The organism is Micromonospora sp. NPDC005305 (assembly GCF_040607315.1).
Taxonomy (GTDB): domain Bacteria; phylum Actinomycetota; class Actinomycetes; order Mycobacteriales; family Micromonosporaceae; genus Micromonospora.
This window is the reverse complement of record NZ_JBEXGL010000007.1, coordinates 356,014-369,040: the sequence shown is the minus strand read 5'-3', so window position 1 is coordinate 369,040 and position 13,027 is coordinate 356,014. Positions and strand designations below refer to the sequence as shown.

The window sequence follows — 13,027 nt, the reverse complement described above, 5'->3', positions numbered from 1 at the left end:
GGCTCGCCACGCCACCGCCGTACACGCCGCCGGCGGTCCCGTCCCCGGCGCCCGCCGCGGCCGTACCCCCGCCGGCGCCCGCACCGCCGCCGATCGACCCGGAGGCGTGGCGCACGGCGGCCGACGAGGGGTGGTCGCGGGCCAGCAAGGCCGCGGAGCCCAGCAACGCCGGGACCACCCGTTCCGGCCTACCCAAGCGGGTGCCGCAGGCGCAGCTCGTGCCCGGCGGCATCGAGCCGAAGGGCAGCCGGGCCGCCGCCCGGCGCACCCCGGACGAAGTACGCGGCCTGCTGTCGGCCTATCACCGCGGTGTGCAGCGGGGTCGGACAGCCGGCGCGGACCTGAACAGCACCTCGACCAAGGAGACGAAACGATGAACAGGCCAGCGGCCATGCAGGACATGGGTTGGCTGCTCACCAACTTCGCCGACAGCGTGGCGGGCATCGCCCACGTGGTGGCGGTGTCCGCGGACGGGCTGCTGCTCGCCTCCTCCCGCGACCTGCCGACGGATCGGGCCGACCAGCTCGCCGCGATCACCTCCGGCGTGGTGAGCCTGACCGAGGGCGCCGCCCGGATGTTCAGCGCCGGCGGAGTGCTCCAGACCGTCATCGAGATGGACAGCGGATACCTCTTCCTCATGTCGATCAGCGACGGCTCGTCGATGGCCGTGCTGGCCGCGCGGAGCTGCGACGTCGGTCAGGTGGGCTACGAGATGGCGCTGCTGGTGGAACGGGTGGGCCAGGCGCTGGTCCCGCTTCCGAGGGACGCCGTCCGGCCCTGAGCGGCCGTCCGGTGACCTGGTGAGCCGGAGCCCGTCCGGCTCGTACGAGGGGAGGTGATCGCGAGATGGAACCACGACGAGATCCGCGTGGCGCGCTGGTGCGGCCGTACGCGGTCACCCGTGGCCGCACCGAGCCGTTGCAGAACATCGCGCTCGAGGCGGTGCTGTCGTGCACGCCCACCCAGTCGGCCGAGGCGCGGTTCGCCGGGCACGACAAGTACCGCATCGCCTCGGTCTGTGAGGGCCGGGCACAGTCGCTGGCGGAAATCGCCGCTTACACCCGGATGCCGCTGGGCGTCACCCGGGTGCTGGTCGCCGACATGGTGGCCGAGGGCCTGCTGACGCTACACACTGCCGCTCCCGCGACGGGGTTCGCGGCGCGCATGAACCTGCTTGGAAGGGTGCTAAGTGGACTTCGCGAACTATGACCCCGCCGGGGCGAACCGCAGCCGGGAGATCATCTCCGCGAAGATCGTCATCGCGGGCGGCTTCGGGGTGGGCAAGACCACCCTGGTCGGCGCGATCTCCGAGATCCAGCCGCTGACCACCGAGGCGCTGATGACCGCGGCGGGCGTCGGCATCGACGACCCGTCGAAGGTGCCCGGCAAGGAGACCACCACGGTCGCCATGGACTTCGGCCGGATCACCATGGCCGAGGACCTGATCCTCTATCTCTTCGGCACGCCGGGCCAGACCCGCTTCTGGTTCATGTGGGACGAGATCATCCGGGGTGCGGTGGGCGCCGCCGTGCTGGTGGACACCCGCCGGATCACCGACGCCTTCGCGCCGCTGGACTACTTCGAGAACCGCAACCTGCCGTACGTGGTGGCGCTGAACCGGTTCGACGACGCGCCGCAGTACGAGCTGGAGGAGGTCCGCGAGGCGCTGGCCATCCCGCCGGACGTGCCGCTGGTGATGTGTGACGCGCGGCGGCGGGAGTCGGTCAAGCAGGTGCTGGTGACCGTGGTCGAGCACGCCATGCTCCGGCTCCAGGCCGAGCACGGCTTCGCGGCCCCGGTCGGTTGACGCGCCGCCGGTGGCGGGTCAGTCGACCCGCAGCCGGTAGCCGCGCTTGACCACGGTCTGCACCACGCGGGGGGCGTCGAGCCCGACCCGCAGGCGGGCGACCGCCATCTCCACCGCGTGCTCGTCCGCGCCCCGGGGCAGGGTACGCAGCAGGGCGGTGCGGGACAGCACCTTCCCCGGTGTGGCCGCCAGCGCCCGCAGCACCGCCATCGGGGCCGGCGCGAGCGGGCGCAGCTCGCCGTCCACGACCGCGGCGTGGCCGCGCAGGGTCAGCAGGTGCCCGCCGGCCTTCACGGTCACCGTCCGGCGGGGCAGCTCGTCGACGATCGTCCGCACCAGGGCGCCGAGCCGGGCCCGGTTCGGCGCGCTCACCGGCACCCCCCGCCGCACCAGGGGTTCGGCCGTCACCGCGCCGACGCAGCCGGCCAGCACGTCCCCGCGGAGCGCCGCCAGCACCGTCTCGGTCCGGTCCCCGGCCGCCCGCAGCAGCGCCTCGGCCGCCGGGGCGGAGGTGAAGGTGACCGCGTCGACCAGCCGCCCGACGACCAGGTCGATGAGCCGGTGCAGCGGTGCCGGGTCGGTCGGCGGCGCCCAGCGGTAGACCGGCACCTCGATCACCGTGGCCCCGGCCGCCTCCAGCGCCTCGGTGCACTCCGGCTGCCGCTCGCCGTGCAGTTGCAACGCGATGACCTGGCCGGCCACCCCGCGCCGGACCAGGTGCTCGACCACCTCGTCGCAGCTCTCCGAGGCGGGGGACCAGTGCTCGCGCAGCCCGGCCGCCCGGATCGCCCCGGTCGCCTTGGGGCCGCGGGCCACCACGTACGAGCGGGACAGCACGCGGCGCAGCGGTTCGGCCAGCCCCCAGCCCTCGGCCGCCTCCAGCCAGCCGCGCATCCCGATCCCGGTGTTGGCCATCAGCACGTCCGGTGGGCGCTCCAGGCAGGTCCGGGTGGCCTCGCGCAGGTCGGTGTCGTCGGCCAGCGGCACGATCCGCAGCGCCGGGGCGAGCACCACCCGCGCGCCGCGCCGCTGGAGCAGCGCGGCCAGCTCGTCGCGCCGCCGGTCGGCGGTGACCCCGATGGTGAAACCGGCCAGTTCCTCCCGCATCACTCCTCCTGCCGCAACCGCACCTCGACCAGGCCGTCCCGGCAGCGCACCTCGTGCCGCCGCAGCGCCACGCCCGGGAGGTCCAGGCACCGCCCGGTGGTCAGGTCGTAGACCTGCTTGTGCAGCGGGGACGCGAGCGTCGGCAGGCCACCGCGGCTGCCCACGATCCCCCGGGACATCACCTGCGCGCCGCCGACCGGGTCGAGGTTGTCGACCGCGTACAGCTCGCCGCCGGTGCGGAAGAGAGCCACCTGCACCCCGTCGACCAGGGCGGCCACGCCCCGGTCGGGGTCCAGCCGGTCCAGCGGGCAGACCGCCGTCCAGTCCAGCGTCCTCATCGCCGTACCTCCGGAAGGCCCAGCGCGACCGGCCGGCGGCGGCCGCCGGCGCCCGGCGGCGCGTCGCGGGCGGGCACCGGCTGGCCGCGCTCGACGGCGAAGGTGATGGACGGGTCGGGCACGTCGGGGGCGTTGACGAAGGAGGTGAAACGGCGCAGCCGCTCCGGGTCCTCCAGCACGTCCCGCCACTCGTCGGAATACCCGGCGACGTGCCGGGCCATGGCCGCGTCGAGGTCGGCGCAGAGCCCCAGCGAGTCGTCCACGAGCACCGACCGCAGGTGGTCCAGGCCGCCGTCCATCGCCTCGATCCAGGCGGCCGTGCGCTGGAGCCGGTCGGCGGTGCGGACGTAGAACATCAGGAACCGGTCGATGAGCGTGACCAGCTCGGCGGTGCTCAGGTCGGTGGCGAACAGGTCGGCGTGCCGGGGCCGGAAGCCGCCGTTGCCACCGACGTAGAGGTTCCAGCCGCTCTCGGTGGCGATGACGCCGAAGTCCTTGCTCCGGGCCTCGGCGCACTCCCGGGCGCAGCCGGAGACCGCCGACTTGAGCTTGTGCGGGGCGCGCAGCCCGCGGTAGCGCAGCTCCAGCGCGACGGCCAGCCCGACCGAGTCCTGCACCCCGTACCGGCACCAGGTCGCACCGACGCACGACTTCACCGTGCGCAGCGCCTTGCCGTACGCGTGACCGGACTCGAAGCCGGCGTCCACCAGCCGGCGCCAGATCTGCGGGAGCTGCTCGACCCGGGCGCCGAACAGGTCGACCCGCTGCCCGCCGGTGATCTTGGTGTAGAGCCGGAAGTCTCGGGCCACCTCGCCGATCACGATGAGCTTCTCCGGCGTGATCTCGCCGCCGGGGATCCGCGGCACCACCGAGTAGCTGCCGTCGCGTTGCAGGTTGGCCAGGAAGTGGTCGTTGGTGTCCTGGAGGGACGCCTGCTCGCCGTCGAGCACGTGCCCGGTGCCGAGCGAGGCCAGGATCGAGGCCACCACCGGCTTGCAGATGTCGCAGCCACGCCCGCGCCCGTGCTCGGCGATGAGCTGGGAGAAGGTGCGGACGCCCCGGACCCGGACGATGTCGAACAGCTCCTGCCGGCCGGTGTCGAAGTGCTCGCAGAGCGCGCGGGACTGCGCCACCCCGGCCGCGTCGAGGAGCTGCTTGAGCATCGGCACGCAGGAGCCGCAGCTCGTCCCGGCCCGGGTGCACGCCTTGAGCGCCGGCACGTCGGTCGCCCCGCCGGCGATCGCCGCGTCCAGGTCGGCCCGGGTCACCGCGTTGCAGGAGCAGACCTGCGCGGCGGCCGGCAGCGCGCCGGCCCCGGCGCCCGCACCGCCCGCACCGCCCGCCGGGGCCAGCAGCGCCAGCGGGGGAACGGGCAGCGGCCCGCCGACACTCGCCCGCAACGTCGGGTACGCGCTCGCGTCGCCCACCAGCACGCCACCGAGCAGGGTCCGCGCGTCGTCGGAGAGGACCAGCTTCGCGTACGCGCGGGTGGCCGGGTCGGTGAACGTGACGTCGAGGCAGCCCGGGGTGCCGCCGTGCGCGTCGCCGAACGAGGCCACGTCCACCCCGAGCAGCTTGAGTTTCGTGGCGGTGTCCGCGCCGGGGAAGGTGGCCGCTCCGCCGAGCAGCCGGTCGGCGACCACCTCGGCGGTCGCGTACCCCGGGGCGACCAGGCCGTGGCAGGTGCCCTCCACGGCGGCGCACTCGCCGACCGCCCAGATCCGCTCGTCCGCCGTCCGGCAGCCCGCGTCGACCAGCACCCCGCCGCGCGGACCGAGCGGCAGCCCGGCCGCACGGGCCAGCTCGTCCCGGGGCCGGATGCCGGCGGCGACCACGACCAGGTCCGCCGGGACCGTGCGCCCGTCGGACAGTTCCAGCGCGCCGACCGTCCCGTCCGGGCCGGGGCGCAGCGCGCTGGTGGCCACCCCGAGGTACGTCGTGACGCCCAGTTCCTCGACGTAGCGCCGGAGCATCGCCCCGCCCGCCTCGTCCACCTGCGCCGGCATGAGCCGGGGCGCGAACTCGACCACGCTGGTGGCCAGGCCCAGCAGGCGCAGCGCGTTGGCCGCCTCCAGGCCGAGCAGCCCGCCCCCGATCACCGCCCCGCTGCGCCGGCCCGCCGCGTGCGCCCGGATCGCCGCCAGGTCGTCCAGCGTCCGGTAGACGAAGACCCCCGGCAGGTCCGTGCCGTCGACCGGGGGGACGAACGCCGACGAGCCGGTGGCCAGCACCAGCGCGTCGTACGCGTGCTCGCCCGCCGCGGTCCGCACCACCCGCCGCGCCCGGTCCACGGCCAGCGCCGGCTCGCCCAGCCGCAGCTCCACCCCGTCGTCGGGGGTGTGCAGGTTCAGCTCCTCGGCGCTCACCCCGTCGAAGAAGGCGGACAGCCGCACCCGGTCGTACGCCGGCCGCCGCTCCTCGGCGAGCACCGTGACCCGCCAGCGCCCCTCCCGGTCGCGGGCCCGCAACGCCTCGACGAAGCGCTGCCCGACCATGCCGTTGCCGACGACCACCAGCCTGCTCATCCCGTCACCTCCACACGGTCCGTACTCGGTTCCCGGTGTCCCGCCACCGGATCGACCTCGGCGAGCCAGCCGGCGATGCCGGCCACCGCGTCCCGGCAACCGCCGCAGCCGGTCGCGGCCCGGGTGGCGGCGGACAGCTCCGCGACGGTCCGGGCACCGGCGCGCCAGCACGCCACCAGCGTGCCCTTGCTCACGTCGTTGCACTGGCACACCGTGGCCGCGTCCGGCATGAGCGCCGGGGATGCGGCGGGGGTGGCCGGTGCGGCGCCGAACGCCCGCCCGAGCAGCAGCGAGCGCCGGTCCGCCGGCACCGGCGCGCCCCGGTCGAAGAGCTGCACCACGGTGCCGACCGCCGGGTTGTCGCCGAGCAGGATCGCCCCGGTCAGCCGCTCGTCGCGGATCCGCAGCCGCGCGTACGTGCCCCGGGCCGGGTCGGCGAACGTCAGCTCCTCGACCGGCCCGCCCCCGTCCGGCGCGCCGGCGGCGTCGCCCATCGCGGCCAGGTCGATGCCGGCCGCCTTGAGCCGGGTCACCACGGGCCGCGGCCGGTAGCGGACCAGCGGGTCGGCGCCGGTCAGCACGTCGGCCACCACCCGGGCCTGCGCCCAGGCCGGTGCGACCAGCCCGGTCAGCGTCCCGTCGTGCTGGGCGCAGTCACCGATGGCGGAGATCCGCCGGTCGCTGGTGCGCAGCCGGTCGTCCACCAGCACGCCCCGGTCCACGGCCAGCCCGGCGGCCGCGGCCAGCGCGGTGTCCGGGCGTACGCCGCAGGAGAGGACCAGCAGGTCGGCCGCGAGCGAGTCGCCGTCGCCGAGGTGGAGGCGGACCCCGTGGGCGTCGGCGGCCACCCCGGTCGCCGTGACCCCCAGCCGGGTGCGTACCCCGAGCCCGGCGAGGGTGCCGGCGAGGACCGCGCCCGCCGGCTCGTCGAGCTGCCGCTCCATGAGGTGCCCGACCGGGTGGACCACGGTCACGTCGAGGCCCCGCGCGGCGAGCCCGCGGGCCGCCTCCAGCCCGAGCAGCCCTCCGCCGAGCACCAGGGCGCCGCGGGCGCCCCGGGCGGCGGCCAGGATCCGCCGGCAGTCGTCCAGGGTGCGGAACGGGACCACCCGGTCGGGCAGCGGGTCGAGCCCGGGCAGCGGCGGCACCAGGGCCCGGCTGCCGGTGGCGAGCACCAGGTGGTCGTAGCGGTGCCGGTCGCCGTCGGCGGTGCGTACCTCCCGGGCGGCCCGGTCGACGGCGGTGACCGCGGCGCCGGTGCGGACGTCCGCGCCCTGCCCGGCGACCTCGACCAGCTCCACGTCCGGCTCGTCGAGCTTCCCGGCGAGCAGGGTGGAGAGCAGGATCCGGTTGTACGCCCGGTGCGGCTCCGCCCCGAGCACGGTGACCTTCCGGTCCCCGCCCCGGGCGTGCAGCTCGGCGGCGAGGCGGGCGCCCGCCATGCCGTATCCCACGATCACGATGCGCTCGGTCATGCCTTCTCCACCCGGACGGCGCAGATCTTGAACTCGGGCATCCCGGAGACCGGGTCGACGGCGTCGTTGGTGACCGAGTTGGCCCGCGCCGCGCCGGGCCAGTGGAACGGCGCGAAGACGGTGTCCGGCCGGATCGCCGGGCTGAGCCGGGCCGGTGCGCGCAGCTCGCCCCGGCGGGAGACCACCCGGACCTCCTCGCCCTCGGCCACGCCGAGCCGACCGGCCAGGTCGGGGTGCAGCTCCACGAAGCCGCCGGGGGCGGCCCGGCGCAGCGCGGCGACCCGCCGGGTCTGCGCGCCGGACTGGTAGTGGGCGAGGACCCGGCCGGTGGTGAGGTGCAGCGGATAGTCGGCGCAGACCGGCTCGGCGGCCGGCCGGTGGGTCACCGCGCGGAACCGGGCCCGGCCGTCCGGGGTGGGGAACCGGTCGGTGAAGAGGCGGGGGCTGTCCGGCCCGTCCTCGTCCGGGCAGGGCCAGAAGACGCCGGTGTCGGCGTCGATCCGGTCCCAGCTGACCCCGGCGTAGTCGGCCGGCCCACCGGCCGAGGCCCGCCGCAGCTCGGCGAAGACCGCGCGCGGATCAGCCGGAAACGCCTCCTCGGGCGTTAGGAAGGGGCCCTTGTTATGCATTTCGCGATAAGAAGGGGCCCCTCCTTTCAGTCGGGCCGCGAGGGCGGCGAGGACCGCGAGGTCGGTGCGGACGCCGGGGGGCGGCTCGCGCAGCGCGCGGCGGCGCAGCACCCGACCCTCCAGGTTGGTCATGGTGCCGTCCTCCTCGGCCCACTGGGCGACGGGCAGCACCACGTCGGCCAGGTCGGCGGTCTCCGAGCGGAGGAAGTCGGCCACCACCAGCAGGTCCAGGTCGCGCAGCCGGGACTCGACCCGCGCCGCGCGGGGCGCGGACACCACCGGGTTGGAGCCGAAGACCAGCAGCGCCCGGGGGCCGTGCGGGGTGCCGAGCGAGTCGAGGAGCTGATAGGCCGGTACGCCCGGTCCGGGCAGCGCCGCGGGGTCGACGCCCCAGACCCCGGCCACGTGCTCCCGGGCCGCCGGGTCGTCGATCCGCCGGTAGCCGGGGAGCTGGTCCGCCTTCTGCCCGTGCTCCCGGCCGCCCTGCCCGTTGCCCTGCCCGGTGAGGCAGCCGTACCCGGAGCCGGGGCGGCCGGGCAGGCCCAGGGCGAGCGCCAGGTTGATGAAGGCGGTGACGGTGTCGACGCCCTTGGCGTGCTGCTCGGCGCCCCGGGCCGTGAGGATGACCGCGCGGTCCACGGTGGCCAGGGCGCGGGCGGTCGCCTCCAGGTCGGCCACCGGCACCCCGGAGAGGCGCTCCGCCTCGGCCGGCCAGCAGCCCGCCACGGTCCGCCGGACCTCGTCGAAGCCGGTGGTCCGGTCGGCCACGTACGCCCGGTCGAGCCAGCCCTCGGTGAGCGCGATGTGCAGCAGCGCGTTGGCCACGGCCAGGTCGGTGCCGGGCAGCGGTTGCAGGTGCAGGTCGGCCTGGCGGGCGGTGGCGGTGAGCCGGGGGTCGACCACGATGAGCCGGCCGCCCCGCTCGCGCTGGTCGGCGAGGTGGCGCATGAGCGGCGGCATGGTCTCGGCGGGGTTGGCGCCGACCAGCAGCAGGGTGTCCGCCCGGCCCAGGTCGGCGAGGGGGAAGGGGAGCCCGCGGTCGACGCCGAAGGCGCGCAGTCCGGCCGCCGCGGCCGAGGACATGCACCAGCGTCCGTTGTAGTCGATGTGCCGGGTGCCCAGCGCCACCCGGGCGAACTTGCCGAGCGCGTACGCCTTCTCGTTGGTCAGCCCGCCGCCGCCGAACACCGCGACGGCGTCTGGCCCGTGCCGCTCCTGGATCGCCCGCAGCCCGCCCGCGACCCGGTCGAGCGCCTCGTCCCAGCTCGCCGGGCGCAGCTCACCGCCGGGCCGGTCCCGCAGCAGCGGGGTGGTCAGCCGGTCCGGGTGGTCGAGCAGTTCGGCGGAGGTCCAGCCCTTCTGGCACAGGCCGCCGCGGTTGGTGGGGAAGTCCCGGGGTGCGACCTCGACGCGTCCCGCGGTCTCGCGCAGCACCATGCCGCACTGGAGCGCGCAGTACGGGCAGTGCGTGGCCGCCTCCCGAGGCCGTACCCCCGGTTGCGTCGCCAGGCGTGCACCGTCTGTCATGCCGGCAAAGCGTGCCGGGGAGCGGTTTCCGCTCCGGGTCCCGGTTGTTTCGGTCCTGTCAAGAGCAGCTCACACCGCCCGGGGAGTGACGGGCCGGTCGCCAGCAATTAGAATGTGGGACGAATATCTCGGATAATGGGAGACGCGATGAGTGTGGCGGACGCGTTCGACGCGGTGGCGGGCAGCTACGACGCGGCCCGCCGTCGGCTGGTGCCCTGCTTCGACGCCTTCTACGGCACGGCCGTCGAGGTGGCCGCGCCGCCGCTGCGGGCGGCGCTCGCCGCGGGGCGTACCCCGGAGGTGCTGGACCTGGGCGCGGGCACCGGCCTGCTCTCCCTGCTGCTGGGCCCGGCGGTCCCCGGGGTCCGGGTGACGCTTGTCGACGGCGCGCCCGGCATGCTCGCGGTGGCCGCCGACCACCTGGCCGCCCGCGGGATGCCGCACCGCACCGTGCTCGCCGACCTGGCCGACCCGCTGCCCGCCGGCCGCTACGACGCGGTGGTCTCTGCGCTGGCCATCCACCACCTGGACGACGGCGGCAAGCGGGCGCTCTACCGGCGGGCGGCCGAGGCGCTGGCGCCGGGCGGCGTCTTCGTCAACGCCGAGCAGGTGGCCGGCCCGACCCCGGCCCTGGACCGGCGCTACGACGAGGTGTGGACGGCCCGGATCACCGAGTTGGGCTCGGACGCCGGGGAGGTCGCCGCGGCCCGGGAGCGCATGCGGCACGACCGGCCCGCGCCGGTGACCGACCAGTGCCGCTGGCTCGGCGAGGCCGGCCTGGTCGACGTGGACTGCTTCTTCAAGGAGTGGCGGTTCGCCGTGTTCGGCGGACGCCGTCCCTGAGCGCTCCCGCGTGTCCGGTTCGCCGACCGGTGCGAGCGGGGATGACTGGCGGTCATACCAGTGGGTAATCTGACCGGCATGACCGCCAAGGTGACACTGTCGTTCTCCGACGAGACGATCGAGGAGGCGCGCCGGTTCGCCAAGCGGGAAGGGCTCTCCCTCTCCGCCTGGATGGACCGGGCCGCCCGGGAGAAGGCGCTGCGCGAGGTGTTCACGGCGCACGCCGAGGCGGTCGCCCGCGCCGGCTTCGACCTGGAGTCCGCCGCGCTGGCCGACGCCCAGGAGGCCGCGCTGGTCGACGACGCGCTGTTCGGCGGCGGGCGCCCGAGTGCTGCGTAGGGGAGAGGTCTGGCGCATCTCCGGCGCCCGGGAACGGCTCGGCCTGGTCATCAGCTCCGACGTCTACAACTCCACCGCCGTCCCGATCGTGATCGTGGTCGAGGTGGTCGAGGAGTCGCTGCTGCGCGACTCGCCCCTGGCCGTGCAGATGGGCGGCTACGTGGTGATGCCCGACCGGCTCTCCTCGCCCATGAAGAAGTGGTTCACCGAGTGCGTGGACGTGGCCGACACCGAGACCATGCAGCGGGTCGGCCGCGCGCTGCGCATCCTCCAGGAGATCTGAGCGCTTCACCGCCGCCCGCCGGCGGACGTGCGATCTCCGTTTCCCGGCCGACCCGCGCCCGGCACGGCCGGGAAACCGCCCGTTCCTAGCGTCCCCCTCGTCACCGACGAGGAGGAGTCGCCGTGAGCACGCTCGCTTCCCCCACCACCCCGGCCCCGGCCGCCGCCGCGCGGCCGGGGCGGATCACCGAATGGCGCCCGGAGGACCCGGGGTTCTGGGCCACGACCGGCGCGCCGATCGCCCGCCGGAACCTGTACGTCTCGATCTTCGCCGAGCACGTCGGGTTCTCCGTGTGGAGCCTCTGGTCGGTGACGGTGCTGTTCCTGGGCCCCGAGTACGGCATCGACCCGGCCGGGAAGTTCCTGCTCACCGCCGTGCCGGCCGCGCTGGGCGCGGTGCTGCGGCTGCCGTACACCCTGGCGGTGGCCCGGTTCGGCGGCCGGAACTGGACGGTCGTGAGCGCGCTGCTGCTGCTGGTGCCGGCGGTGCCCATGGCGGTGCTGATCGAGCCCGGCGTGTCGTACGCCACGCTCATGGTGCTGGCCTGCCTGACCGGCGTCGGCGGCGGCAACTTCGCCTCCTCCATGGCGAACATCAACCTGTTCTTCCCGGAGCGGCTCAAGGGCCGGGCGCTCGGGCTCAACGCGGGCGGCGGGAACCTCGGCGTGCCGGCCGTGCAGCTCGTCGGCCTGGCGGTGCTGGCCACCGCCGGAGCGGCGTACCCCCGGCTGGTGCCGGCGGTCTACCTGCCGCTGATCGTGCTCGCTGCGCTGGTCGCGGCGCGCCGGCTGGACAACCTCCCGGAGGCGCGCAACGAGCCGGGCGCGCTGCGCGCGGCGGCCCGCGACCCGCACACCTGGGTGATGTCGCTGCTCTACATCGGCACCTTCGGCTCGTTCATCGGCTTCGGCTTCGCCTTCGGCCAGGTGCTCCAGCTCCAGTTCCACGACCGGTTCCCGACGCCGGTCGACGCCGCCTGGCTGACGTTCCTCGGGCCGTTGATCGGCTCGCTGGTGCGGCCGTTCGGCGGCCACCTCGCCGACCGGCTCGGCGGGGCCCGCGTGACCTTCGGCAACTTCGTGGCGATGGCGGCCGGCGCCGCCCTGGTGCTGTACGCCGCCCGGGACCGGTCCTTCCCGCTCTACCTGGCCGGGTTCCTGGCGCTGTTCGTCTTCTCCGGCATCGGCAACGGGTCGACGTACAAGATGATCCCGGCGATCTTCCGTGCCCGGGCCGCCGCCGAGGCGGAGTTGACCGGGGACCGGGAGGCGGCCGAGCGGCGGGCGCGGCGCCTCTCCGGGGCGGTCATCGGCATCGCCGGGGCGGTCGGCGCCTCGGGCGGGGTGCTGGTGAACGTGGCGTTCCGGCAGTCGTTCCTGGCCTCCGGCACCGCCGACGCCGCCTACCTGGCCTTCCTCGGTTGGTACGCGCTCTGTTTCCTGGTGACCTGGGCCGTGTACCTGCGGCCGGGGCCGCGTAAGCTGTCCGGGGTGTGACCTCCGCCATGGCAAAGGCGCAGGCCACACGGGGCGACCCCCCCGTTTTGACCTGCCGCCGCACGGCCGGGTATCGTTGCCTGCTGTTGTACGACATTCTTAGGCGTGCCGCATCAGGTACGCTTGGTCGTTCGTGCGCGCTGGTCCGGCCGGGGAAGCCCTGGTCACCTCGGCGCGCGACCCCAGACCGACGACGAGACAAGGTAGACCTGTGCGTACGTACAGCCCGAAGCCGGGTGAGATCGAGCGTCAGTGGCACGTCATCGACGCCTCTGATGTCGTGCTGGGCCGCCTCGCGACCCACGCCGCCACGCTGCTGCGTGGCAAGCACAAGCCGACTTTCGCGCCGCACGTCGACACGGGCGACTTCGTCGTCATCGTGAACGCGGGCAAGGTCGCGCTGACCGGCAACAAGCGGCAGACCAAGATCGCTTACCGCCACTCCGGCTACCCGGGTGGTCTGAAGCAGGTCGGCTACGACGAGCTGCTGACCAAGCGGCCCGAGCGGGCCATCGAGCTGGCCGTGAAGGGCATGCTTCCGCACAACAAGCTGGGCCGTCAGATTCTCAAGAAGCTGAAGGTCTACGCCGGTGCCGAGCACCCGCACGGCGCGCAGCAGCCGGTGCCGTTCGAGATCAAGCAGATCGCGCAGTGAGCG

The 13,027-nt window shown here is 74.9% G+C and carries 13 protein-coding genes and 1 pseudogene; 9 read left to right on the top strand and 5 right to left on the bottom strand.

The features are described 5' to 3' along the window. From ABZS80_RS15515 to ABZS80_RS15500, 4 genes and pseudogenes are all read left to right on the top strand, one after another. Positions 1-377: pseudogene (locus ABZS80_RS15515) on the top strand (ATPase); the annotation flags it as partial. After that, positions 374-781, top strand: a complete 408-nt coding sequence (locus ABZS80_RS15510; RefSeq protein WP_151463699.1) for a roadblock/LC7 domain-containing protein — start codon at positions 374-376, stop codon at positions 779-781. The pseudogene ABZS80_RS15515 and the gene ABZS80_RS15510, both read left to right, overlap by 4 nt. Before the next feature lie 65 nt (positions 782-846). Continuing rightward, positions 847-1,209 carry a DUF742 domain-containing protein gene (locus ABZS80_RS15505; RefSeq protein WP_091262733.1) on the top strand — a complete coding sequence of 121 codons (363 nt, stop codon included), beginning with the start codon at positions 847-849 and terminating at the stop codon, positions 1,207-1,209. Beyond that, positions 1,190-1,807, top strand: a complete 618-nt coding sequence (locus ABZS80_RS15500; protein WP_355056293.1) for an ATP/GTP-binding protein — start codon at positions 1,190-1,192, stop codon at positions 1,805-1,807. Before ABZS80_RS15505 ends, ABZS80_RS15500 begins: the two co-directional genes overlap by 20 nt. 18 nt (positions 1,808-1,825) lie before the next feature. Here ABZS80_RS15500 and ABZS80_RS15495 read toward each other — a convergent pair whose 3' ends face one another. From ABZS80_RS15495 to ABZS80_RS15475, 5 genes are read right to left on the bottom strand one after another with little or no spacing between them, the layout of a single operon-like run. Then, entirely contained in the window at positions 1,826-2,914 is a 1,089-nt protein-coding gene (locus ABZS80_RS15495; protein WP_355056292.1) for a uroporphyrinogen-III synthase, read from the bottom strand. After that, complete coding sequence (gene nirD / locus ABZS80_RS15490; protein WP_262283068.1) at positions 2,914-3,252, bottom strand: nitrite reductase small subunit NirD; 339 nt, start codon at positions 3,250-3,252, stop codon at positions 2,914-2,916. Before nirD ends, ABZS80_RS15495 begins: the two co-directional genes overlap by 1 nt. Further along, the gene (gene nirB, locus ABZS80_RS15485) at positions 3,249-5,777 is read right to left on the bottom strand and encodes a nitrite reductase large subunit NirB (protein WP_355056291.1); all 2,529 of its coding nucleotides are present in this window, start codon (positions 5,775-5,777) and stop codon (positions 3,249-3,251) included. The genes nirD and nirB overlap by 4 nt, the downstream gene beginning before the upstream one ends. Then, a complete protein-coding gene (locus ABZS80_RS15480) occupies positions 5,774-7,252 on the bottom strand; it encodes an FAD-dependent oxidoreductase (RefSeq protein WP_355056290.1) in 1,479 nt (492 codons plus the stop codon). Before ABZS80_RS15480 ends, nirB begins: the two co-directional genes overlap by 4 nt. Beyond that, on the bottom strand, positions 7,249-9,408 hold the full coding sequence (locus tag ABZS80_RS15475; protein ID WP_355056289.1) for a molybdopterin oxidoreductase family protein: 2,160 nt from the start codon (positions 9,406-9,408) through the stop codon (positions 7,249-7,251). The genes ABZS80_RS15480 and ABZS80_RS15475 overlap by 4 nt, the downstream gene beginning before the upstream one ends. Positions 9,409-9,555: 147 nt before the next feature. On the opposite strand from ABZS80_RS15475, the gene ABZS80_RS15470 reads away from it, so the two are divergent. The 5 genes from ABZS80_RS15470 (at position 9,556) to rplM (ending at position 13,024) form a co-directional block, all read left to right on the top strand. Further along, positions 9,556-10,251 carry a class I SAM-dependent methyltransferase gene (locus ABZS80_RS15470; protein WP_355056288.1) on the top strand — a complete coding sequence of 232 codons (696 nt, stop codon included), beginning with the start codon at positions 9,556-9,558 and terminating at the stop codon, positions 10,249-10,251. A gap of 78 nt (positions 10,252-10,329) precedes the next feature. Then, positions 10,330-10,590: a DUF6364 family protein gene (locus tag ABZS80_RS15465; protein WP_355056287.1), complete on the top strand. Its 261-nt coding sequence runs from the start codon at positions 10,330-10,332 to the stop codon at positions 10,588-10,590. Then, the gene (locus ABZS80_RS15460) at positions 10,580-10,873 is read left to right on the top strand and encodes a type II toxin-antitoxin system PemK/MazF family toxin (protein ID WP_355056286.1); all 294 of its coding nucleotides are present in this window, start codon (positions 10,580-10,582) and stop codon (positions 10,871-10,873) included. Before ABZS80_RS15465 ends, ABZS80_RS15460 begins: the two co-directional genes overlap by 11 nt. Positions 10,874-10,995: 122 nt before the next feature. Then, entirely contained in the window at positions 10,996-12,369 is a 1,374-nt protein-coding gene (locus ABZS80_RS15455) for a nitrate/nitrite transporter (protein ID WP_355056285.1), read from the top strand. 211 nt (positions 12,370-12,580) lie between these two features. Then, positions 12,581-13,024, top strand: a complete 444-nt coding sequence (gene rplM, locus ABZS80_RS15450) for a 50S ribosomal protein L13 (protein WP_091262713.1) — start codon at positions 12,581-12,583, stop codon at positions 13,022-13,024. Positions 13,025-13,027: the final 3 nt, after the last annotated feature.